Consider the following 23992-nt stretch of genomic DNA (forward strand, 5'->3'; position numbering starts at 1 on the left):
TACGAATTCTTTTAGCACGCATATTAAATAGTCAGGACCATAAATGAGGATATTTCTTTAGCTGTTTGACAAACTGTAGGGATTATTTTTTCTTCCATCAGCTTCTCGTTGGCAGTATGTTGTGTTGTTGCTATATTTATGGCGGCAATCACTTCATTGTTTTTTCCGAAGATCGGACAAGCGATAGACCAAATCCCTGTTTCAAACTCTCCTTTATGGAAGACGTAACCTTTCTCTTTAATGGACTGTAATTCATCTCGCAATCCTTGGATCTCGACTTTTGATACATCGGGAATCTGCAATACCTTCAGCTCCGACAACAACTCTTCTTTGCTCTCTTCGGGTAAATGTGCCAAGAGGCATTTACCCATCGCTGTAGCATGAAGGGGCAGATGCGATCCAACGTTAATTGTAACCGTAGCAACACTCCGGGCCGGAAATCTGGAGATATATACAATTTCATTTCCATCCAATATCCCCATATGTGATGACATTCCTGTTTCATCTCTTAATCTCTTCAAGTAAGGCGCCGCCAGTTCTGGTAGTTGGAGACTGTTCAAATAAGTGAAGCCTAGTTCAAGCACTTTCGGTCTAAGTCCATAGCGCTTGGTGTGACTATCTTGATAAATATAGCCACACTCTTCCAATGTATATAAGATGCGATAAGGAGTTGTTCGGCTGACACCTAAATTACTAGCAATTTCCGCCAATGAAAAGGTCGGATTTTCTACACTAAACATCTTTAAAACTTCAAGTCCACGTAAAATGGAATTTGAAAGATATTTTTCATTATCACTTTTTTGCTTTTCGTCATTCTTTTTCGTATTCACCACTATCTTTTCCTCCACTCTAAAAAATCAAGTATATATTTATTAAATACCTCCGGTTTTTCCAGGTAACTGAGATGGCCTGCATCCGCTATTGTCTTCAAACGTCCATCTTTCAGCCTTTCGACTATAATTTCCGACTCGCAGATAGGTGTCACGCGATCCTCTTCTCCACAAATGACTAGTGTAGGAGCCGAAACCTTTGAATACTCATCCATTTGATTCAAGTGATATAAACTGTTGGCAACTGATTTATAACCTGCCGGTCGGACTTCAGCCATAATGTTTTGTGCATATTCTAAAATTGCAGGATCAGCATTTGGAGCGAGCAGTGCCGACGTTCTTTGTCTTGCCAATTCTTCCGGTGAAGAATTTTCCACTAGATCATGCCGAGCTCGTCTTTTCTTTATATTTTCTTCTTCCTGGAGCCCAGCCGCTCCCCGGGTCGGTGCTGCAATTATCAATTTGGTAACCATTTCAGGAAATCTTATCGCAAAATCGATTGCTATGGCCGACCCCATTGAATGCCCTACCAAATAGACTTCCTCTAATTGTAGACTATCAAGAAACTTCTTTAAATGATCCGCAAACTGGGAAAAATGTTGTAATTCTGGAATAGGGTCTGCACTTTGACCGTAACCGGGAGCATCCCAAGCAATTACAGTGTAATCTTTCTTCAGCCCTTCCAATTGACAGATCCATGACTTCGAGTTATTTCCTAAGCCATGCAATAAGACAAGCGGGGGTCCATTTCCTTCAATAAGATAATGAATAGACAGATCCGCCAACTCCGCTTTCGACATAAAATCCCTCCTCATATATTTTTATCGTTTCTTTCTGTGTTTCATTAATAAAACAAGGTTCCCTACATTTATATCGATTGTACGTACTAATCCTACGCAAAGTCAAGCAGCTTCTGAATGAGTTGACTGACTATTCCTAATACGTTTCTAATTCTAATAGTATTCCAAAATAAGCAAAAAAGGAAATAAGAAATGATCTCTTATTCCCCCCCTGTCTATAATTGAAATAAAGAAGCCGCATCGTCTTTACGCCATGTTGACTTTGAAGCGTGAAAAACAATTTAGAAGTCAATCTTAAGATGTTATTTTTTCAACTACACATAGAAACGGTTCATCTGCTACTTGGATCGAGTCTGTTGGACATCCCTCATAAGCATCCATAAGGTCATCTACTAGATCTTCTCCCACTGGAGTAATACCTGTATTATTATCGAGAATACTATAAGATAGACCATCATCATCATAATCAAATACATCGGGGGCTGTAGCTCCACACGCATTGCATGCGATACAAGTCTCTTGATCCACTAATGTATACTTCTTCATATTGGAATTCCCCTTTCGTCCTTTATTTCCAATTGCGCATCCGTAGAATTAAAGTTGAATATATCAGTCCATTATAAAGAACTAGACGAACTCGTTTACAAGTTCATCGAAAAGTTTAGGCTGTAACTCGAGGTTCATATGGGCCAAGGGTCGTTTTGCATACCCTTTTACTAACTCCTGATAAGATGGCTTCATCTCCTGGTAAACAACCCCAGTTACTAGGCTATTATGTTTCATTAAAGTGTTCATAGCCATTTCGCGGTTTGAAGCATCGTATCCTTCTATATCACTTAATTTAGTCAAATTCTCTTTGAACCAGTCATACGTATTAACCTTATTGTAAGTGACACATGGACTATAGACGTTAATAATAGAAAAACCTTTATGTTGTATTCCTGCTTCTATTGTCGCAGTCAATTCTTTAATATCTGCTGAAAAACATTGCGCCACAAAACTAGCTCCACTTGTAATCGCCATCTCCATTGGAGATAATGCTTTTTCAATTGATCCTTCCGGTGTTGACGGTGTGATAAATCCATCCTCTGAACGCGGTGATGTCTGACCTTTTGTCAATCCGTAAATTTGATTGTCCATAACAATATAAGTTATATCCATATTACGACGCATCGCATGAATTGTATGTCCAATCCCAATCGCAAAACCATCTCCATCTCCCCCAGCCGCAACGACAGTGAGATCACGATTCCCCATCTTTACTCCTTGAGCAATGGGAAGCGCTCTTCCATGAATTCCATGTAGACCGTAAGATCTAATATAGCCTGAAATACGACCAGAACAGCCAATTCCAGAGATTACCGCCAGATCTTCTGGAGAAAGATTCAGATTAGCTGCACTACGCTGGATCGCTGCTTGTACAGAGAAATCCCCACAGCCTGGACACCAATTTGGCTTCACACCATTTCTAAAATCTTTAATTGTTGATGTAGACATGTTCTAACAACTCCTTGCTCGCGTCGTAAATATAATGCGGTTGGAATGGATCGCCATCATATTTCAACATGCTTTGAATTTTATCAACATGACCAACATTCATTTTTATAATATTGGCAAGTTGCCCCGTCGCATTGCTTTCTACGACAAGTACATGATCCGCCCCGTCTATATAAGGCTTGATAGCTGCCGTCGGGAATGGATGAATGAGTCGAATTTGCAAGTGATTTACGTTCAATCCTTCTTCTCTCAAACGTTGGACAGCTTCTTCAATCGCACCACGCGTTGCATTAAAGCCTATTAGTAAAAGATTTGTTCTTTTTGTTGGAACATTCACTGTGATTGGATTTGGAAAACGTTCTGTTAAGTTAGATAACTTACGCATTCTTTTATCCATTTGTTGTTTACGATTATGTGCGGTTTCATTTGGTCTACCCGTTTCGTCATGCTCTACACCCGTTACGTGATGGATGCCACCTTTCACCCCCGGGATGACTCGTGGAGAGATACCATCTTCTGTTACTTCGTAGCGTTTAAAATAATCCTTTTCTTCCGTTTGTTCAATGTCACTAGTAATTAACTTCCCTCGCCGAATGTGTACTTTATCAAAATCAAATGTTTCTACGGTTTGTTTTGCTAACGAAAGCTGTAAATCGGATAATAAAATAACAGGGCACTGGTATTCATCTGCAATATTAAATGCTTCTATCGTATCGTAAAAAGCCTCTTCAGCTGTACTTGGTGCAATGACAACCTTCGGGATTTCACCATGATTCCCATAGATAATCGCCATTAAATCCGATTGTTCTTGCTTTGTTGGTAATCCAGTAGATGGCCCTCCACGCTGTGTATCAACAACAACAAGAGGGGTTTCTGTCATGCCGGATAGGCCAATCGCTTCCATCATTAAGGATATTCCAGGACCAGAGGAAGCAGTGAAAGAACGAGCACCCGCATAGTTAGTACCGATTGCCATCGTCACAGCAGCAATTTCATCTTCTGTTTGAATGACTGTCCCACCAACTCTTGGTAGCTTTTTAATTAAATATTCCATAATATCAGAGGCCGGTGTAATTGGGTAAGCAGGCATAAAACGAACCCCTGCTGTCAGAGCCCCGAGCGCAATCGCATCATTACCAATCATAAACATACGTTTATGATTATTTTCAGCCTTTGCAAGAAATAAAGCAGAGGCCTTTTCTCCGAGGCTTTGTTGCATATATGCATACCCTTCTTGGATAGCCTCCATATTTTTCCCTACCATATCTCCGCCTTTTCTGCCAAAAATCTCTTGGATGACAACAGAGAAATCCCCAATCTTCAAATCCATAACTGCACAAGTAGCACCAATCGCTACCATATTTTTCATCAAAGAAGTGCCTAGTTTGGAAGCGATTTCAGTAAATGGAACAGGATATAGCTCAACCGTCGAGTCTTCCGGTTTCACTGGCTTAAATTTCGTATCAGCAATGATAATACCTTTTTCATGTAATTCATGATAGTTTAGATCAATTGTTTCTTGATCAAATGCAAGAAGTATGTCTAAATCATCGGCAACTGTCTGGACTTTCCTAGTACTAATACGAATTTTATTGTTCGTATGACCACCTTTAATTCTTGATGAAAAATGGCGATATCCATATAAATAAAAACCGAGTCGGTTCAGAGTTTTGGAAAGAATCTCACCCGTACTTTCAATACCTTCCCCTTGCTGCCCTCCCACTTTCCACGATAGATCTTTTTTCATGAAATCTGCCCCTTTTTAGCACGGTTATTGTTAAAATCATACGCGTTAATATTTATCCGCTGATGTAAGTCAATAAAATCACAATACATAGCAATTCAGACAGTAAGTCGATATTTATAGCCAAAATCACTTCTACTTATATATTTTCGTTAATATTTATGCAAAGATTGCCGTACTATGTTTCGGTTGTAACCGGACATTCGGGTCAATGTACTGCTTTGCATTACTTACTGCGACCGGTGCCTCACCAAATCCGGTGGCGATCAGTTTTACTTTCCCTTCATACGTGGCTATGTCCCCAACAGCATAAATGCCAGGAATGTTCGTTTCCATTTTATTGTTAACAACTATGGAGTTTTTATCAATCATCAATCCCCAATCTTTAATTGGACCGAGCGCGGAAACGAATCCATAGTTGACGATAAAGTCATCGACATCAATCTCTTCACAGTTCTCAGTTTTAAGCTCTTTGACAATGATTTTTTTGATACCACTCTCATCTCCGATCAGTTCAGACGGCACATAAGGGGTTTTGATTTGGACACTGGATTTTTTCAACTTTTCCACGCTATGTTCATGGGCACGGAACTTATCGCGTCGATGGATGATGGTAACTCCCTTCGCAATTGGTTCCAGCATCAATGCCCAGTCCACCGCTGAGTCTCCCCCGCCACATACTGCCACTTCTTTATCTGTAAACCTATTCAGGTTGTCAATGAAATAATGGAGGTTTTTCTCTTCATATTGATCCGCATCTTCAATCCCTAACCGACGAGGTTCAAATGCCCCGTTTCCTGCTGTAATAATAATTGTTCTTGAAAGATGAACTTCTTTATTCGTTTGAATTTTCAGAATTCCATCTTCTTGCTTTTCTACAGTTTGTACCGCTTGCTCCAAACAGATTGTCGTCGGAAACGTATTCACTTGTTCTTTCAGATTATCAATCAATTCTTGTGCGCGAACTTTCGGCAATCCAGCAATATCGTAAATATACTTTTCCGGATAAAGTACGGACAATTGTCCACCTAACTGAGGTAAGCTTTCTATAATCTTTACACTGGCTTCCCGCATTCCTCCGTAGAATGCAGTAAATAACCCGGCAGGACCACCCCCGATTATTGTGATGTCGTATACTCTCCCATCTATATTCATTAAATCCCTCACCTTTCTTCGGTTCATGTTGATGCACCTCTACCGTTGAGTAAAGTATGAGAGTATGTATCAATTACTCCGAGGCATAATTGCATCTAAATTAAAAGCACAAGTCATCTATCTAGCTATGGTTGGTACAAGTCAATCAACAAAGCAATTGCTATTTCTCTACGGCTTGGAATGACTTATGAGAACACCTGGAGACTGAAAGGCCCACTGGACTGAATATTAAATTGCTTTCGTTTCGCCTTCTATTGAGATGAAAGTCTCCTATAGCTAAAGCTTCACTTTTAATATAAAAGTGAAGCTGAATTCAGATCAATTGACCCATTGATTAATTAGCGGTCTGCCTGGGCAACAATCGCGTCTCTTTCTTTTGCGCGCTCAACGCGGATCTTTTCAAGTTCGCTTCCTTCTGGGTAAGTCGGTAGTTGTGGCTTTGCCGCACCAAGCATTACAAGCATCATAGCATCTTTGTCTCCGTCGTTGCGGATTCCACGTTGAATGCCCGGGGGTACGCTGACACAGTCACGCTTATTCATTTTGATTTCATAATCTTTTCCCTCATGCTCTAAAAGGACTGTCATTTCACCTTCCAAAATAAAGAAAACTTCTTCCACATCCGAGTGTAAGTGCAAGGGCCCAATTGAACCTGCTGGTAAGACCATTGTGCTTAACGTGAAGTTGTTTGCTTCAATTACATCTGAATCCTTATTTGCTGTTGCACCACGTCCAATATAGCGCATTTGGGCACGACGATATCTTGGATCTAATTCTTCTTGGAACTTTAAAACGTTCCAATCTAGCTTTCTATCTTCCAACCTCGCAATATATTTCTTTTCAAAATCCTCTACTGTTGTGAATTCCATGTTTTCTTCCTCCCCATTTTTTAGACCTCTTGACGAAAACGTTTATTCTAAGAAGTCCATTGTTTTATATATAAAACATTGTTTTATATATTTATATTATACTTCTAAGTAAATTCATTGTCAACACGAAGTTTAGAATTTTCTAATAACTCATTTACCAATCAATTAGATGATTCGAGAGAGTCAGATATCGCCCAAAAGATTGTGTGACGGCTTTTGTGGCTGATGAATCTATTTGATATCGCAATTGCTGCCCTGTGTTGCTTGCAGAAATATTTGACTACTCAGCCAATAAATATATACAAGTGTCTATTGTTAACACTAGGTTGGGCAGATCATACAACCCTTATTCCGACTAATTTTTCCTCAATGAGTTAATCAAAAGGAAGTCTTTACAGGAAATAAGCGAAACCACTGATAAACGAACATCAAGCTATAAGCGTCGAATCAAGCCTTGAATCTAAGCCTACAATGTTTTCTAATTTATTAGATTATGCCTTAAACGAGAGGATCATATTTGATTATGTGTTAATAGATTCTTGGTTCACGCAAGCTCCTTTATTTAAAGTTACAGTAATTAAATTTTAATTTGTCATAGGCATGGTTTAGTCGTCCATGGATAAAAAAGATACTTTGAGCTCTAACTATGTGACACTGGATAATGGGATTCCTTCTGAAATCTACCTCATACGTAATCGGAATAAACGGAGTGTGTGATTAACGATTTTAAGCTCAGATACCATATAGCCGTGGATACGACGTTCATGTGCATGTAGAGTCAAATTAAGTTTTTATTATCCAAAAGAGTCTCCACTTTTATGTAGCGCGTACAATTGGAATCTCTTTTGTCATTTCAACAATCCAGCCTTCAATTTCACATGCCGAGCTAGTAAATCGCCGATTGACTCCTAACTAATTGGGGCGATTTCCTGCGCAACTTCCATAAGTGCTCCGAAATTGGTCAGGCTATCGTGTCAACCCTGCGCCCCCCTACTCGTTACTCTTTATCAGAACGGCAGGTCATAAACGCTTACTGCAATTGAACCTCGTCTGCTCCATATTAATTATTACTTTGATTCTGAATGTTCATCTTCCATCGTGCGGTTTAATCTACTGTAAATGATTCCCTTGCCCTTGAATTTTAGGATCATGGGATTATACATAGTCAGCTACAATCTCAGTAAAATATACACGATCCTATTTGAAATTCTCATAAACACGAGTATTGATACGGCCGTTTACTGCCGTCTGGCCATCTTTTCTAAGATAGGTCGCCACATTTTCAGCAGGCATTCTCCAAACTCGGACCCTAATCCATAATGAAATCAGCTTCATTTTCCTCACGTAGGTAGGACCACCAAACGGGAACTCGCAACGGAGAACGAGTAGCTTGGCAGCCTTTTGAATTAACATACAAGGTATGTGATCCACACATTTATATTGAATTATCGGTTATTTAACTCTCCGGACTTAGCTAAATAGTATTCCTAAAAGTCCACAAACACGGAAACAGATCTAAGTAAAGGATCAATCGAATTTTAAGAAACCAATACAACAGAAAACGAAAGTTCTTTGTTTTCATGTCATTTTATTAAACACTTTATTTACTTACTACGAGTGTGATAATTTCTCGTCTGGCTTTAAGTGAAGTCTTTAATGTCCTTAACTCCTTAATTGCAATAAAGCTAATGGAAAGATGTCGGATTAAACTTTGTATAAGCATTACTAATCAAACACTTAACCGAAGCCTTCTGCATACATTTTCGATACGTTTATCTTATACTGCTTAATAGAAGGTAAAGGAGCGCAGGCTATGAATAAAATTTCAACGAAGCTAGCGGCTTCATTCATTATTTCGTTTCTCATTTTGGATACATTGCTGATGGTGTATTTACATCAGACCATCACACATGCCCGGGTGGATGAAGAACTCGATCGACTCTTAAAGACGGGTAGCAATCATCGAAATGTGCTGGAAGATAATTATACTGAAACAACTCTTCACCATATTATTTTAATGGAAAGTGGTGGGGAAAGAGATGTCGCGATTCTCGACGATGAAGGAACGATTATACATCATTCATTGCCTAACGAGGAAATTCTCGTTCCATACGTATCCGAACTGCATGATAAGCAACTAACGGAGGATACTATATTGCCCGTGGATTGGGAAACGTCTCCTTATCTCGTCAGCGTGCATCCGTATGAAGTGAAAGGCAATTCAGGGGCTCTCGTCATGCTTCAAAGTACCATCCCGATTCGTCAACTTGTCAATCAACTTAATGCGCATTTTCTACTTGCGGGTGGCGGTAGCATCGTCGTTTTGTTTGTTGTCTACTTATTATTATCCAAGTGGTTGACACGTCCACTTATTCGAATGAAAGAAGCGACAGAGCAGATGAGCGAAGGTTTGTACGATGTGGATTTGCCGAAGCTTTCGAATGATGAGTTAGGCGAACTAGCTGCTTCTATCCGGAAGTTATCGAATGATTTAAGCCGCGTCAAACGCGAGCGAAAAGAGTTTCTAGCGTCCGTGTCTCACGAAATGGGAACCCCGCTTACGTACTTAATTGGTTATGCCAAAGTAGCTCAGCGCACAGAACTGGATGATACGGAGCGATTTAACTATTTATCGATTATTGAAGAAGAAGCCGAGCGCTTGAAAACACTCGTGAAAAATTTGATGGATCTCGCTCAAATGGATGAAATGACGTTCACTGTGACGAAATCCGAATTCTCTGCCGAAGAGTTCATCCGAGATATTGTGCAACTTGTTCAACCTTCATTTGATTTGAAAGGAATTATGTTGGTGATTGAACAAGTCCGCGATTTCCCTCTCGTGGCAGATCGAATGCGACTCGAACAAATTATTCTCAATCTGTTAGATAACGCGCTTCACTATTCTGAAACTGGTAGCACTGTAATCGTTCGAGCGTTTCAAGATAAAAAGCACACGGTTTTACAAGTGGAAGACAGCGGGTGCGGCATTGCAGAGGAAAATCAGCAACAAATATTTGAAAAGCTCTACCGCGTCGAAAAATCCCGTTCTCGTTCATTTGGCGGTGCCGGTCTTGGTTTGGCGACGGTGAAGGAATTAACAGAAGCGCACGGTGGCACGATCGAGGTGCAGAGCAAATTGGAGGAAGGCAGTATCTTTACGGTACGATTATAAAGGAAGTGAGTGACGCATATGAAAACGATTTTACTTGTTGATGATGAACAGCGCATGCTCGATTTGCTTGAACTGTTCCTCTCTCCACACGGATATCGCTGTTTGCAAGCGACTGATGGTCAACAAGCACTGGAGTTATTTCAGAAAGAGGATATACATCTTGTATTGCTAGATGTTATGATGCCCGGAATGGACGGATGGGAAGTTTGCCGTAGACTTAGAGAACTTTCAAATGTACCTGTCATTTTATTAACGGCTCGATCCGACAAATCAGACGTTGTGAAAGGACTCGATCAAGGTGCGGATGATTATATTACGAAACCATTTGACGAACGCGAACTCACCGCCAGAGTGCGTGTGGCATTACGGCGTACAGGGGACGAAACTCAATCGAAGACGATTCATGAAGGTCCATTTACTCTTGACTTGGAGTCCTATTCCATCCTATATGACACGCAGGAAGTTCGTCTTACATTAAAGGAGTTCTATATTATAGAAGCCATGATGACCCGGCCCAATCGGACGTTCACACGAGAAGATTTGCTTCAAGTAGCATGGGAATATGACACATATACAGAAGTTCGGACTGTCGATTCGCATATTCGAAATTTACGGGATAAGTTGAGGAAATCGAATTTTCCTATAGAGGAAATTTTGGTGACAGTTTGGGGGATCGGCTATAAGTGGAGATAATTACATAACACGCTTTAACGATAGAAAAGGCTACTTTCCATGAATGGAGAGTAGCCTTTTCTTTATGGATCGGTTCGAGCAGCTTCTATTGCATTGTTATACATGAGAGTGTCCTATAGCAGCAAATTCGAATGATTTTTTATTAATTACGTAAAATCACATACACTAAATATGCAACGTACGCTAGAACTAGCATGAGACCTTCACGCTTACCAATCCTGAAGCCAGTTCTAGCGAATACCAACAATATGAACGTCAACGCAATCATAATAATCACATCGATAAATACTTTATCGTTCACTGCAATGGGCGTAATGACAGAGGAAGCGCCGAGAACAAATAGGATGTTAAAAATATTGCTCCCGACAATGTTTCCTAAAGCGATTTCACTTTCCTTTTTCAAAGCAGCTGAAATCGACGTAACCAATTCGGGTAGAGAAGTACCGATTGCGATGATTGTCAGACCGACCAACGTTTCACTCATGCCTAGAGAATAAGCGATTTTCGTAGCATTATCGACAACTAAATCTCCTCCGAATATAATCGCAGCCAATCCGACTAGAGTAATGAGTATATTCTTCCCCCACTTCACGTTCCCTGTCGCTTGTGTAAGCGTGGCATTTTGACGGCTTCTGAGGCCAAGTTCAATCACATAATACATAAAGATCGAAAGGAATATTAAGAAAATCATTCCATCGCTACGCGTGATTATGTTGCTACTGAAGCCTTGCAGTGCCATATCACTCATCAATACTAACATCACTATACTTGCTAATAATGTGAATGGAATCTCTTTACGGATCGTTTCGCTTTGTACCTTCAACGGGAACAAAAATGCCGCTATGCCGACAACCATAGTAATATTAAATATATTACTTCCCACTACGTTCCCGACAGAAACGTCCGCATTTCCGCCTAATGCGGCTATAATACTGACCGTTGCTTCCGGTGAGCTCGTTCCGAGTGCTACAATCGTGAGCCCGATTAAAATAGGTGGGATTTGCAGTAGCCTTGCGATATTAGAAGAACCATCTACGAAAAAGTCGGCTCCCTTGATCAATAATACAAATCCAATAATGAGTAAAACATAGATCATGTAGTTGTTACCTCCTCCATAGGAATAAAATGATTAATTAGCTGTATGTAAGTAGGTCATGTCTAGCATAAAATAATTGCTTCAAATCCTGCATACTTGATGCACTTCATGACAAGCACAATGATGAATAATACAATATGTATTTGACTCTACATCTCCATTGCAATCATCCTGTCCAATCACTCATATTTTATACGACGTACACTCTTCACCAGCAATCCTCCCCTCTTTTATTTTTTCATTTTGATTATCTCACGTCATCACTACTTATGCATCCTACAAGTCATGCAAATAGATTTACTTCCTATCTCTACTTGCTCTTTTAAGTGGTAGTACAAAGATTTTATTAAAATAACCTGTGCATTGAACCAGTTCTACAAACAAGATCTTCCTGATCTTACATTTCTACTTCCTTAAATAACATGGTATCATGTAAATAACGGTATCCATGGAATTTACAAGTATAATAGCTCTTTAAAAAATGGATAAGATATGATAGACTATCCCTGTTCACACAATTAAATACTATAACTAGGGGTGTCCAACGTAATTGGACTGAGATGGAATGATAGTACACGCATTCCGGACTCTTTGGACCTGATCTGGCTCGTACCAGCGTAGGGAAGTTTTCATTTTATCAGCGACGCGTATTTTTGCGTTTTGAAGACCAGGCCTATTTATGGAACTGGTCTTTTTTGTTGCCGATTCCCTTTCCTTGAACCGAGTCATGTCACCCCTCAAAAGGAGACGATGACAACATGCAAGAGAAGAAAGAAGAAATCCAGATCCATGAATGTTTTCCGGCCAGTAGAAAGGTTTACGTACAAGGAAGTCGTCCAGACATACTCGTACCGATGCGCGAAATTGAGCTATCACCGACTGTAACTGATCAAGGCGAAATAGCGAATGAACCTTTCCGTATTTACGATACAAGCGGGAAATATACAGAAGCAGGTTATCAAGTAGATATTAAAAAAGGACTTCCAATGATCAAAAAGAACTGGATAGTGGAACGAAATGATGTAGAAGAATATGACGGCAGACAAGTGAAGCCACAGGATAATGGCTATCGTTCAATGGAACACATGCAAAAAGATGCAGAATTTCCATTGTTGAAACGAAAACCATTACGAGCAAAAAAAGGCATGAATGTTACGCAAATGCATTATGCGCGCAAAGGTATTATTACACCTGAGATGGAGTTCATTGCCATCCGTGAAAGTGTGACGCCTGAACTTGTACGGGATGAAGTAGCGAGAGGACGGGCAATTATCCCGTCTAACATTAACCATCCAGAAGCGGAACCGATGATTATCGGAAGTAAATTCCATGTGAAAATTAATGCGAATATTGGAAATTCTGCTGTCTCCTCATCCATTGCTGAAGAAGTAGAAAAGATGACATGGGCTACACGTTGGGGCGCAGACAACATCATGGATTTATCAACCGGAAAGAACATTCACACAACACGTGAATGGATCATTCGCAACTCCCCTGTCCCCGTCGGTACGGTTCCATTATACCAAGCGTTGGAAAAAGTAAATGGCAAAGTCGAGGACCTCTCATGGGAAGTATTCCGCGACACATTGATCGAGCAGGCAGAGCAAGGTGTCAGCTACTTTACAATCCATGCGGGTGTTCTGCTCCGTTATATTCCCATGACCATTCATCGTGTGACTGGAATTGTCTCACGAGGTGGTTCTATTATGGCCCAGTGGTGTATGTTACATCATAAAGAAAGCTTTCTGTACACACACTTTGAAGATATATGTGAAATTATGAAACAGTACGATATTGCCTTTTCATTAGGAGATGGATTACGTCCAGGCTCCATTGCTGATGCTAATGACGAGGCTCAATTCGCTGAACTTGAAACACTTGGAGAACTTACGAAAATTGCTTGGACCCATGATGTGCAAGTCATGGTAGAAGGTCCAGGACATGTGCCTATGCATTTAATTAAGGAAAACGTTGATAAGCAAATGGAGATATGCCAAGAAGCACCTTTCTATACACTCGGTCCTTTGACGACAGATATTGCTCCTGCCTACGATCACATCACATCCGCTATTGGTGCGGCTATGATCGGTTGGTTCGGGACGGCCATGTTATGCTATGTAACGCCTAAAGAACATCTCGGTTTACCGAATAAAGATGATGTACGTGAAGGCGTCATAACGTATAAAATCGCAGCCCATGCAGCTGATTTAGCAAAAGGCCATCCGAATGCACAAAAACGCGATGACGCTTTATCAAAAGCCCGTTTCGAATTCCGTTGGAGAGATCAATTTAATTTAAGTTTGGATCCTGAACGCGCGATGGAATATCATGATGAAACGTTACCGGCTGAAGGAGCAAAAATCGCTCACTTCTGTTCGATGTGTGGACCCAAGTTTTGCAGTATGCGAATTTCACACGACATTAGAAAATATGCAGATGAAAACAGTTTAGAAGAGAAGTTAGCACTGGAAAAAGGCATGAAGGAGAAGGCCGAAGAATTTAAAAAATCCGGTGCTGAAATCTATCTATAATGAGGAGTGAATGGAGTTATGACAACTGAACAGTTAATTCATCAGATCTCTGTAAAACGCCGAAGTCTTCATCAGTTAGAAGAACAGTTGGCTCTCTTGCAAAAACAGTGCATTCACGACTATACAGAAACCGTAACGTATAGGAAATGTATGAAATGCTTGAAGATCGAGAGTGTCCATTATTAATACATGTCTCGCTTTCTAAAAAACTCAGCGGGATTGCGACTTACTATGGGTTTCAATTCACGTTATTCATAACACAATTTCTTGTACCTGTTGTGCTATTAACGCTTGCTTTCATGTCGACACAATAAAAATGACCCACCTTATCTCATTGAAAAATGTGGACTGAGGTGGGGCAATTTTATATAAATAATAGGTTTTGAAAGTGTAAATCTATAAATTTATTTCATTACTGTAAAACAATTAATCAAACTCTTCGTATTCATTCGGATGCTGCCCTTCAACTCTTCCCGCTTCGCCTTGATCCAACGAATCAATCTGCTTCATATCTTCTGTAGTCAATTCAAAGTCCAATACATCCAGGTTGGCTGTTTGACGGTCATAGTTTGATGATTTTACGACCGTTAGAATGTCATTCTGTAGATTCCAACGAATAATAATTTGTGCTGGTTCCTTGTTATATTTTTTAGCAATCGAAACAATTGTTTCATTTTCTAATACGTCATTTAATTCACGACCTAAAGGACTCCAAGCTTCTGTTACGATGCCGAGACTTTTATTGTATTCCACTAAGTCGTTGTTGTTAAAATATGGATGACGTTCAATTTGATTAGTAGCGGGCGTCACACCTGTTTCTTTAATGATACGGTCAAGATGTTCCGGTAAGAAATTAGATACACCGATCGTCTCAATTAGTCCGAATTTCTGTGCGTCGACTAACGCTTTCCATGCTTCTACGTATTGATCTTGTTTTGGAAGTGGCCAATGGATCAAGTATTTATCAAAGTAATCGATGCCGATCCGGTATAAGGATTCTTGAATCATTAGAATCGCTCTTTCGTAATCATGTGAAGCACCAGGAAGTTTGGAGCTGATCATCAGTTCTTCTCTAGGCACAGATGACCGACGAACTGCTTCCCCTACCATTCCTTCATTATTATAATTCGTGGATGTATCAATCAATCTATATCCCGCTTCGATTGCCGTTAATGTACTGACTACACCTTGCGCACCTTTTACTTTCACTGTGCCAAAACCAATGGATGGCAGGCTCGTTCCATCATTCAATCGCATGGATTGTACTTTTAGTTGTTCCATTTTTATCTTACTCCTTTTTTAAAAGTAAACTCTTCTATCGAATAAAACACGAATTGACAGGACGTGTCTTCTACTCGTCTCACCCATGTAATTTCCCTTGCTGATTGCGAACTAAACATTCATTCCTCATTAGAATAAAAAACACTTGTGTCAGTAACCTACGTAGATTACTGACACAAGTGCACTTTTATTTCCCCTTAAACGATCGGTACAACAAATAGCAAAATAAAACAAATCCAGAGAAAGCAATACTAAACTGTACGGCGAATCGATCAACTTCCGCCACTTGTTGTAACACTTGGAATGGGTTGAATGCTATATCCCAGCTATTGAAGCGCAAAAACCTTCCTATATAAACGCCAATTCCTGTTAGTAAACCGACGCTTAAAATACTCACATAGCCGATGTTCTTGGAATACTTCTTCCTGACGAGCAGTTCGAAAACATAAAACGATTCCAAACCAACTACTGCGGCATAAAAGAAGCCCGTAGCAATGACTAATAATTTCGTCCATATCAAAATGTCGTGACTATAGACCATTCCAGCGTCTGGCGCATACGGTCCTGCACCCGCCATCCACCTGAACTTTTCATTCGCTATATGAATAAAATCCGTTACCAGATAGACAGAATTAGGGAAGAAAAACAACCAAAGTAGTATCCAAAAAACAGACCAACTGATTTTCTTCTGCCTGATCGTCTCGGTCGCCTGACTAATGAAGAACAACGGTAAAATGGCCAACAACACATTCCAAGACAACACCGCATAGAGAAAGTCCAAACTCTTAAAGAGCATGGCCAGACAGACGCTCCAATAAGCCAACATGAATAATACTAGCATTTTATGTTTTCCGAAAAATGTCTCCATGGAACCTCCCCTAGTAAGAATGGGTATACGTTACCCCTTACTCTTGAATTCACTACTAGTGTAAACGAAGCCAAACGAGATAAGTTGCAACAATATAAAGAATTGTATAGAGTTCTGTAGATATGGAGAATGTCTTTCAAATATCGACACATCATAATACTTTGAATGAAAGGAGCTCGACACACGTGGGACCCAAAAAATACTTGATGACCCAATCGGGCAAAGAAGCTTTATTGAAAGAGTTGGATGAGTTGCAATCGAAAAAGCGACAAGAGGCCTTACAGCGCATCAAAAACGCACGCAAATTTTGTGATTTTAGAGAGGACTCCGAGTACGAGGCTGCCGTTACAGCGCAAGCACAAATTGAAGAGCGGATTTTGCTGATTTTAGAAAGACTTCGACATGCAGAAGTAATTTCCGGATCAGAAGACGGTACAGATACTGTCGTTTTCGGTGCTCCTGTGACTTTCATTGAACTACCGGATGGTGAAGAAGAAACGTATACGATTGTGGGTGTCGAAGAAGCCGATTCACTGAACGGAACTATTTCAACTGAATCCCCACTTGCCGAAAGCTTATTAGGTCGTTCTATTGGTGATCGAGTATCCGTTCAAACACCAAGCGGAGAAATGACTCTTTTAATCGTAGCAGTACAATGAACGCTATCAAACATTTGATTACATACCGCTCGGGGTATATAGTAGAGTGTATAAATTATATGATATCCAGTAACAGGAGGACGTAAATTGAAACGCATAAAAGCTATAGAGGAGTGGCGAACAATTAAAGAAAGTTCAAACGGACAATCCATTCTTCTTTTTAAAATGAGTCTAACTTGTTTCAGTAGCCTATCTGCAAAAAAAGAATTACATAAACTCGTTACGGACTTACCACTCTATGTCATCATCGTCCAAACAGATCAAGCCGTTTCGAAAGCGATTGAAAATGATTTACATGTAAGACATGAATCACCCCAATTATTAATTGTAAAAGACCAAAAAGCAACATGGCAAGCTACACATTATCACATTAAAGAATCTGTTGTTCGTGATGCGATTGAACTGTACAGCTGAGTATTACAAACATCTGTACATGAGATTTTAAGAATGTATATACATTCACGTAGTTTCAGACACGGTATTTTAATAGTTTTCCACACAAGCAAACAAAACAAAGTTTTGTTTGCTTGTGTGGAATATAAAGCTTGTAATAGTGACCCCTATAGCCTCAACACCGTACTTTCACTTCCCTACCTCCCTTATTTAACGCCTGTATCTTTAACTCAAAGCCACGTACTCATTTTAAAAACGAGACAACTACACGCACAACACATATATGTATAAGTGTACTTCCCCAAGTAATGTACGACTTTATTTGTTCAACTTAATCATCCATACAAGAAGATCTTGCAGAACCGTCGTATGGAGAGTGTAGTAAATGTACTGCCCCTTTTTCTCCGAAGTGACAAGTCCAGCTGTCCGCAAGATGTTTAAATGATTGGAAATGCTCGGCTTGCTCATCTCGAATTCTTCATGTATTTCACTAGCAGTTAAGGAGCCTTTCTCACTGAGTAGAGTAAGTATTTGCCTTCTCGTTTCGTCGTTTAGTGCTTTAAAAATATCGTTCATATAAAAGTTTCCCCTGTCTTTTAATACATTTAGTTATTTGTCTAATTAGTTATTCATCTAATTATATACTATGTAAAGTAATTAAAGTAGTACCTGTGCTGAAAACAATTAGGAATGAATAAACATTCACGTTTGTTTCCGTACAGGTACTACTCGTAGAAATACATACTTCAAGTTCTCAAGTCTTCGTGCGCTAATTCATCGTGAGTCCGAATGGTTTCAAGACACCGGCGTATTGTTACATTACGTAAGTCGATCTTCTAGGAGACATAGATTACATAGTCGTGAATACTTGATTTACGTCTTCAAGAATTCTTGCAATCCTGCCTTAATAATTGATCAGCAATATTCGCACCAATGAAGAAAGCTGGCGCTGATGTATTGCCATCTGAAACAAACGGTGCAATGGAATCATCCGCAACAATCAAATTTTCTACACCGAATACTTCTCCCATTGCATTCACAACACCTTGATTTTCATTTGGCGCCATTCTAAGTGTGCCTTGTATATGGTGTGTCGGACCTAAGTTATCCTTAATGAATGCTTCAAGTTTGCTATCGTCCTGAATCGTTTCCAGTGTAGGTGTAACGAGTTGATAGTGGGAATCTATTTTCGCTAGTTCTTCTGCAATGCTTTTAATATATACCCTATATATGTTTTTTATAGTTTCAAGGTCCGATCGATTATTCAAAAATCCTGCATCAGCAAGCACAATCTTTAACGGATCTGCATTTTGAATTCTGACAGTTCCTTGGCTTTTCGGCTCCAATACTATCAGGATAATGCTTAGCATTCCGCCAGCTCCTATTTGACCAATTAGCTGGACGCAACGCCGGTTGGGATCGGCACCAGGCGTTGGATCTGGCAAAAAGGCCCCGCCTGTATAAAGCGCAAATGGATCCGCGTCCGGAAGTGCTTTGTCATTCGGATTCGTTGTAAACATCGAAGTATTTACCGGGTGGGTAGTCATGTTCTTCCCTACATTCGCGTTATGATGAACAACGGAAATACCGGCTTTATTCAGTGTATCAGCTGGTCCGATGCCAGAAAGCATTAATAACTGAGGACTATTTATTCCTGCCGATACAATAACTTTTTTGCGAGCATATGCGTAATAACAGTTTCCTTCTTTAAAAAATTCCACACCAATTGCTCGCTTATTATTATCAAAAATGACACGTTGCACCGTTGAATTATAAGTTACCAATAACCGTCTACCGCCTACACCTTCCCCACTTTCTTTCATAACATCTGGAGAAAGAAAGGCGGTATCAGAACTTTCTCGTTGACCATAAGGAGTCTGGTATAGTTGCCATCTTGTAAAAGGGCCAAGTGGTGTATTGGGATCATTATAATCTAAAATCCTGGTGAAACCCGTGGCTCTTTCTATCGCTGTCACCAATTTCTCAACCATGCTAGTAGGGTAAGCGGGTGCCTGTCTAATATCCAACTTCCCGTTATATCCCCTAGCATTCGGATTTTGAGTCTGACCATTGTATTTTTCAAGTTGCGAAAATTGATACGTCTCTTGTTCAGGCGACCAAAGTGGGCCTAGAAGGTTTTCCCACTGTTTCATATTGGCCTGTGATGGTCTTACATATTGGTTATTGTTAATAGAGGAACCACCTCCCAAAGTTCGCCCACCCGTCCAATCAAATGACCGATCTTTCACATTTTTCTGAGGGACACCTTTTCCTTGCCAGAAGTATTGAGGGAAAAAGTCTTCAGTGAGAATAAATGGCGGTGCAAACAATGAATCTCTAATCGGCTGCTCTTTACTATTATTATCTCCTGCCTCTAAAACTAACACAGAATTTTGGTTATCATCAGTTAGTTTCCTTGCAATGGCAGCACCCGCTGGCCCCGTTCCAACCACGATATAGTCATATGTTGGTTGGCTGTTGGTTCCTTTATTCATTTCAATCCCCCTAAATGGTTTTTGTGCAGTATATCCTATGGCAAGGAGAATGGGATTATGAAGCAAAGGAAAGTCCGAACGACGTGGACCGATGATACATTTTAGTAAAGGGCTCTTTCATGAACAGGGCGTGGGGAAATTTATCAATAAAAAAGCACCGCTATATGCGATGCTTTTAAGGCGCTACCTCGATTCCAAATTGCTTATTATTTCATTTCACTCAGCAGCTCACCTAATTTTTTCACGCTAGCTGCTTCATCTGTTACAGTCTGTTCCAATAACTTTTTCTGTCTGTCCAGCGCATCCGTCAGTGTAGAAATTTCTTCTGACAAATCAGGCTTTGTCTGTTCTTTCTTCGCTTGCAATGACTTGATCGTATCGAATAAGTCTTCATGGTCGACAATCCGTCCAGCACCCCACATGAGCTGCTCTTTCGGTGCTTTTATGACATAGTCTGTGAAGTAGTTGAATACTTCCTGATCAAAGTCATACGCATACCAGTTGTTGTCAATTGCGTATAAGTACTCATCCAGTGGAGTAGCGATATCGCCAGTAGTTAATGCCTCAATAGAAGCAGTTAAGTTTTTGACGTTATTTTGCGCATGCTCATGAGGGAATATCGGTTCATCTTCCCACGTCAATCGCACAAATTGGTCTTCCGCATATTTATAAGCTGCTAACAAGTCGCTGTTTAACTCACGACTTTCCTCGTACAACTTCTTCGCTGTGTCTGTATCCTCTTTTTTAAGTGCTTCCGCATACTCTTTATTAATGTCAGCGACTTTTGTGTTCACTTCTTCTGCACTGGACATCGCCTGATCAATCTCTTTCGTCAAGTTGTTCGAAGCAACAGACGCCTGTTTAAACGCATCGGTGTCGATCAAGTCTTTCATCGCTTGCAAACGTGTCGTGAAGTCTAACGGCACAATAGCGGTTTGATCGTAATGCATGGTCAATAATCCATAAAGATTTAAGTGGAATTTTAACGCCTCAGCATTGAATGCGTCTTCGCTGTCAAATTGAGAATGATAATGGGAGTGCATGAATTCACTATCTTGGAAATCATTCCGAAGCGCTGGCACACCCGCAATACTGAATGAGAAGTCATCTGACCATGTACGTAGTGGAGAAACGACTGAAATCCCATCTTTGTACACGTCGGATAGTGGTGGCACTTCTTTTGCGAACTCTGTCAAATAGTTATTCAACTCGTACGTCGAGCGAATTTCATCTTGTGTCGTATGTTCATATGCCGGAAGTTCAAAATTCATATTCGCAAACGTCTTACCTACCCACTCGGGATGAATATTGAAGATTTGATTGTAAGCACCTGTCGACCAGTCGTAGCGAGTATTCGATTTGCCCCATTCTTCTGCTGCGATCGCATTGAAAATAAGAGTCTTTTCTGGTTGATAGCCGCTGTCAATCATTCCTTTAGCGATACCAAGCAGTAGACCGATTGCTGCATTGTCATCTTGGAACCCGGCAAAATACGAATCATAATGGCCAGATAACAGGATATAGGAGTCCGGATCTTTTCCGACAATTTTCCCGTAATAATTATACGCTTCTTGATCCATCTTCACAGTAGATTTAGCATCAAATTTTACGGTAAACTTGTCATTTTCACTTGCCTCTAGTGCCTTCTTCAGTTCATTTGCATCCGTTTGAGACATCGAGAATGCAGGTGCATCGTCCGGTCCGCAAATATCTTGTGAATTCAACGCATCGGGATCAACTTCGGCATAACCAGCTTCTTGTACCGCAATGACCGCTGCTGCCCCTTTTACATGCGCTTGATACGTAGGGTAATTAATCCACCATTCTTCACGTTGATTGATGTCGACTAATACCAGTTTCCCTTCGATATCTAATCCCTCTAAATCTTTCGCAGTCCCTTTTCCTGCATAAACTATCTCAAGTTCTTTCACACCATTCGTGTCAAAGTTCACTTGATAACCACCTAGCACAGCAAGATGCTCTTTTCCGGCAGTATCCGTAAAGGTTAAATCGGCCTTCTCAAACTCCCAACTATCTACCGTAAACGCATCTTTCGTCACTTCAGTTAATCCGATTTTCTTCATTTCTTCTCCAATTTTCTCGCCAGTCTTTCGTTCCGCTTCCGATCCTGCCGTACGATAACCGAGCTTCTCATTGGTTTTATATTCTTCCATTCCTTTAGCGAATTCAAAAGCATATTCCACATCTACTTCAGATAAGTACTTGTCCTTCTCATCTGAAAGCGGAACGGTCTTCACGTCCTCGATCGGCTCTTTCTTCTCTTTGGAAATATCTTCTTTTGGTGTACACGCAACAAGTGAAGTTGCGACGAGCATAGACAACGTTAAGTAACTTACCATCTTTTTCATGTATCACAGTCCTTTTTCATTTTTTTGCAATCAATTCATTAAACGATATAGAGAGAGTTTTCGCAATAGATTTCTACAATTATCATCATTATATTTATTGAATATTTTTGTTGAGATATTCCATTTCTTAAAAAGCAAACAAAACTATAATTTGTTTGCTTTTAAGCATTCATTTGTTGTGAACTTGGTTTACTACATCGAACCATTTCAACTAATGCTAGTTGGCATTCCTCAGGCGAATGAATGCTGTCCTGTAGCACGCATAACAATCTCTATGTATTCTAGCGTGAGTGTTAACATCACCGACCATAATCTAATCGCACTACGTAATTAGTTGCGTATATCTTTCTTGAAAACTATGATAATCTCACTAATAGAAGCAAGTGATCAGTATGTAGGGCGAATTGAGAGTGATTGTATGTTTGTGTTTTTTGCGTTGTTTGGTTTTCTATTTATTTTGATTGGTATTGTCGGCTTACTTGTTAAAGCGATTTTTAAAAAGCCGAAGAAGAAATTTGGTATCCTCACTTTAGTAGGCATTGCAGTGTTCCTGATGGCTGTAGTAATTACGCCAGTAGAGATAGAGCCAGAGATTGAAGAAGCTATATTCGGTGGAACAGGCGCCTATCGATAAACCTTCTGAAACACCGAAGAAAGCACCTGAAAAAGAGTCTGTGGATGATGTAGAAAAACCAAAAGAGGTTAGTTCTACTAAAGCTGAAGAACAATCAGTCCCAGTCATAGTGCCTTCAAAAAATGATTCTTCAAAAGTTACTTCTGAAAAACTAAATGATGCCACAGAGACAAGCGGTACCACCGCAAGAATCCCTGTAAAATTAGTAAAAGTTATAGATGGCGATACAATTAAAATTATATATAATGGTAAGGAACAAAATGTTCGATACTTGTTGATCGACACCCCTGAAACCAATCATCCCCGACTGGGTAAGCAACCGTTTGGAGATGAAGCAAAAGCTAGAAATAAAGAGCTCATAGAGAGCGGTACACTGGAAATCGAATTTGACGTCGGGGAACGTTTCGATAAATACAATCGTTTACTTGCGTATATTTATGTCGATGGAAAAAACCTTCAAAAAATATTATTGAGTGAAGGGTTAGCTCGTGTAGCATATGTTTACCCTCCAAATACTCGATACGTAGATCCATATGAAAAGACGCAAGCAATAGCTAAAGAAAAAAAGTTGGGTATTTGGTCAGTTGAAGATTATGCTACAGACTCTGGCTTTAACGCGCAAGCAGTGAAAGAGAAACCTGAAAAATCAGCACCTCAAAAAGCGACACCTGCTTCAGCGCCTGTAGCTAAGCCCTCACATGCTACACAAAAGTCGGAATGGTTTCAAAACTGTAGCGAACTGAGGAAGACTTATCCTCACGGTGTGCCAAGCAGCCATCCGGCTTATCAACCTAAAATGGATCGCGATCAAGATGGATTTGCTTGCGAACGATAAAAGTATAGCTATTTAAATAGAAGCCGAATAAAAACCGCGTGAAACCAAGTTTTGTCACTTGGTTTCACGCG

Annotated in this window: 21 protein-coding genes and 1 riboswitch; of the genes, 7 read left to right on the plus strand and 14 right to left on the minus strand. The window is 40.1% G+C overall.

Annotation, left to right across the window (positions count from 1 at the left end; translation table 11 throughout):
• Window positions 1-23 precede the first annotated feature (23 nt).
• From SporoP17a_RS01370 to SporoP17a_RS17285, 8 genes are all read right to left on the minus strand, one after another.
• A complete protein-coding gene (locus SporoP17a_RS01370; RefSeq protein ID WP_237262359.1) occupies window positions 24-833 on the minus strand; it encodes an IclR family transcriptional regulator in 810 nt (269 codons plus the stop codon).
• On the minus strand, window positions 833-1630 hold the full coding sequence (locus SporoP17a_RS01375) for an alpha/beta fold hydrolase (protein ID WP_083031342.1): 798 nt from the start codon (window positions 1628-1630) through the stop codon (window positions 833-835). Before SporoP17a_RS01375 ends, SporoP17a_RS01370 begins: the two co-directional genes overlap by 1 nt.
• Before the next feature lie 294 nt (window positions 1631-1924).
• Window positions 1925-2176 (minus strand): ferredoxin, encoded by a 252-nt coding sequence (locus SporoP17a_RS01380; RefSeq protein WP_083031345.1) that lies wholly within the window; start codon window positions 2174-2176, stop codon window positions 1925-1927.
• Between the two features lie 81 nt (window positions 2177-2257).
• Complete coding sequence (locus tag SporoP17a_RS01385; RefSeq protein ID WP_083031359.1) at window positions 2258-3127, minus strand: 2-oxoacid:ferredoxin oxidoreductase subunit beta; 870 nt, start codon at window positions 3125-3127, stop codon at window positions 2258-2260.
• Entirely contained in the window at window positions 3108-4874 is a 1767-nt protein-coding gene (locus SporoP17a_RS01390; protein WP_083031362.1) for a 2-oxoacid:acceptor oxidoreductase subunit alpha, read from the minus strand. The genes SporoP17a_RS01385 and SporoP17a_RS01390 overlap by 20 nt, the downstream gene beginning before the upstream one ends.
• A 156-nt stretch (window positions 4875-5030) precedes the next feature.
• Complete coding sequence (locus SporoP17a_RS01395; protein WP_083031365.1) at window positions 5031-6026, minus strand: NAD(P)/FAD-dependent oxidoreductase; 996 nt, start codon at window positions 6024-6026, stop codon at window positions 5031-5033.
• Window positions 6027-6364: 338 nt separating this feature from the next.
• Window positions 6365-6895: a cupin domain-containing protein gene (locus SporoP17a_RS01400; protein ID WP_083031368.1), complete on the minus strand. Its 531-nt coding sequence runs from the start codon at window positions 6893-6895 to the stop codon at window positions 6365-6367.
• A gap of 1197 nt (window positions 6896-8092) precedes the next feature.
• Window positions 8093-8308 carry a single-stranded DNA-binding protein gene (locus SporoP17a_RS17285; protein WP_083031371.1) on the minus strand — a complete coding sequence of 72 codons (216 nt, stop codon included), beginning with the start codon at window positions 8306-8308 and terminating at the stop codon, window positions 8093-8095.
• Window positions 8309-8708: 400 nt separating this feature from the next.
• On the opposite strand from SporoP17a_RS17285, the gene SporoP17a_RS01410 reads away from it, so the two are divergent.
• Both SporoP17a_RS01410 and SporoP17a_RS01415 read left to right on the plus strand, forming a co-directional pair.
• The gene (locus SporoP17a_RS01410) at window positions 8709-10067 is read left to right on the plus strand and encodes a sensor histidine kinase (protein ID WP_083031374.1); all 1359 of its coding nucleotides are present in this window, start codon (window positions 8709-8711) and stop codon (window positions 10065-10067) included.
• Window positions 10068-10085: 18 nt separating this feature from the next.
• The gene (locus tag SporoP17a_RS01415; protein WP_083031388.1) at window positions 10086-10760 is read left to right on the plus strand and encodes a response regulator transcription factor; all 675 of its coding nucleotides are present in this window, start codon (window positions 10086-10088) and stop codon (window positions 10758-10760) included.
• Window positions 10761-10902: 142 nt separating this feature from the next.
• Here the strand turns inward: SporoP17a_RS01415 and SporoP17a_RS01420 are convergent, their stop codons facing one another.
• Window positions 10903-11856 (minus strand): calcium/sodium antiporter, encoded by a 954-nt coding sequence (locus SporoP17a_RS01420; RefSeq protein WP_083031391.1) that lies wholly within the window; start codon window positions 11854-11856, stop codon window positions 10903-10905.
• Window positions 11857-12379: 523 nt separating this feature from the next.
• Window positions 12380-12497: riboswitch (TPP riboswitch) on the plus strand.
• A 117-nt stretch (window positions 12498-12614) separates the two neighbouring features.
• Here SporoP17a_RS01420 and thiC point away from each other — a divergent pair.
• Complete coding sequence (thiC, locus tag SporoP17a_RS01425; RefSeq protein ID WP_083031394.1) at window positions 12615-14387, plus strand: phosphomethylpyrimidine synthase ThiC; 1773 nt, start codon at window positions 12615-12617, stop codon at window positions 14385-14387.
• Between the two features lie 426 nt (window positions 14388-14813).
• Here the strand turns inward: thiC and SporoP17a_RS01430 are convergent, their stop codons facing one another.
• Together SporoP17a_RS01430 and SporoP17a_RS01435 are read right to left on the minus strand one after the other, a co-directional pair.
• Window positions 14814-15668, minus strand: coding sequence for an aldo/keto reductase (locus SporoP17a_RS01430; protein WP_083031397.1), 855 nt, complete (start codon window positions 15666-15668; stop codon window positions 14814-14816).
• A gap of 187 nt (window positions 15669-15855) precedes the next feature.
• Complete coding sequence (locus SporoP17a_RS01435; RefSeq protein WP_083031400.1) at window positions 15856-16536, minus strand: DUF1361 domain-containing protein; 681 nt, start codon at window positions 16534-16536, stop codon at window positions 15856-15858.
• Between the two features lie 185 nt (window positions 16537-16721).
• Between SporoP17a_RS01435 and greA the strand changes: the two genes are divergently transcribed.
• Both greA and ytxJ read left to right on the plus strand, forming a co-directional pair.
• The gene (gene greA / locus SporoP17a_RS01440) at window positions 16722-17195 is read left to right on the plus strand and encodes a transcription elongation factor GreA (RefSeq protein WP_335695499.1); all 474 of its coding nucleotides are present in this window, start codon (window positions 16722-16724) and stop codon (window positions 17193-17195) included.
• Window positions 17196-17282: 87 nt separating this feature from the next.
• On the plus strand, window positions 17283-17609 hold the full coding sequence (gene ytxJ / locus SporoP17a_RS01445; RefSeq protein ID WP_083031403.1) for a bacillithiol system redox-active protein YtxJ: 327 nt from the start codon (window positions 17283-17285) through the stop codon (window positions 17607-17609).
• Window positions 17610-17906: 297 nt separating this feature from the next.
• Here the strand turns inward: ytxJ and SporoP17a_RS01450 are convergent, their stop codons facing one another.
• From SporoP17a_RS01450 to SporoP17a_RS01460, 3 genes are all read right to left on the minus strand, one after another.
• Window positions 17907-18164, minus strand: a complete 258-nt coding sequence (locus tag SporoP17a_RS01450) for an autorepressor SdpR family transcription factor (protein ID WP_083031406.1) — start codon at window positions 18162-18164, stop codon at window positions 17907-17909.
• Between the two features lie 305 nt (window positions 18165-18469).
• Window positions 18470-20083 (minus strand): GMC family oxidoreductase, encoded by a 1614-nt coding sequence (locus tag SporoP17a_RS01455; protein WP_083031409.1) that lies wholly within the window; start codon window positions 20081-20083, stop codon window positions 18470-18472.
• Between the two features lie 206 nt (window positions 20084-20289).
• Window positions 20290-22452, minus strand: a complete 2163-nt coding sequence (locus tag SporoP17a_RS01460; protein WP_083031411.1) for a M28 family peptidase — start codon at window positions 22450-22452, stop codon at window positions 20290-20292.
• Between the two features lie 418 nt (window positions 22453-22870).
• Between SporoP17a_RS01460 and SporoP17a_RS01465 the strand changes: the two genes are divergently transcribed.
• The gene (locus SporoP17a_RS01465) at window positions 22871-23086 is read left to right on the plus strand and encodes a hypothetical protein (RefSeq protein WP_083031416.1); all 216 of its coding nucleotides are present in this window, start codon (window positions 22871-22873) and stop codon (window positions 23084-23086) included.
• On the plus strand, window positions 23046-23921 hold the full coding sequence (locus tag SporoP17a_RS01470) for a thermonuclease family protein (protein WP_237262360.1): 876 nt from the start codon (window positions 23046-23048) through the stop codon (window positions 23919-23921). The genes SporoP17a_RS01465 and SporoP17a_RS01470 overlap by 41 nt, the downstream gene beginning before the upstream one ends.
• Window positions 23922-23992 lie beyond the last annotated feature (71 nt).

The organism is Sporosarcina ureae (assembly GCF_002082015.1).
Classification (GTDB): domain Bacteria; phylum Bacillota; class Bacilli; order Bacillales_A; family Planococcaceae; genus Sporosarcina; species Sporosarcina ureae_A.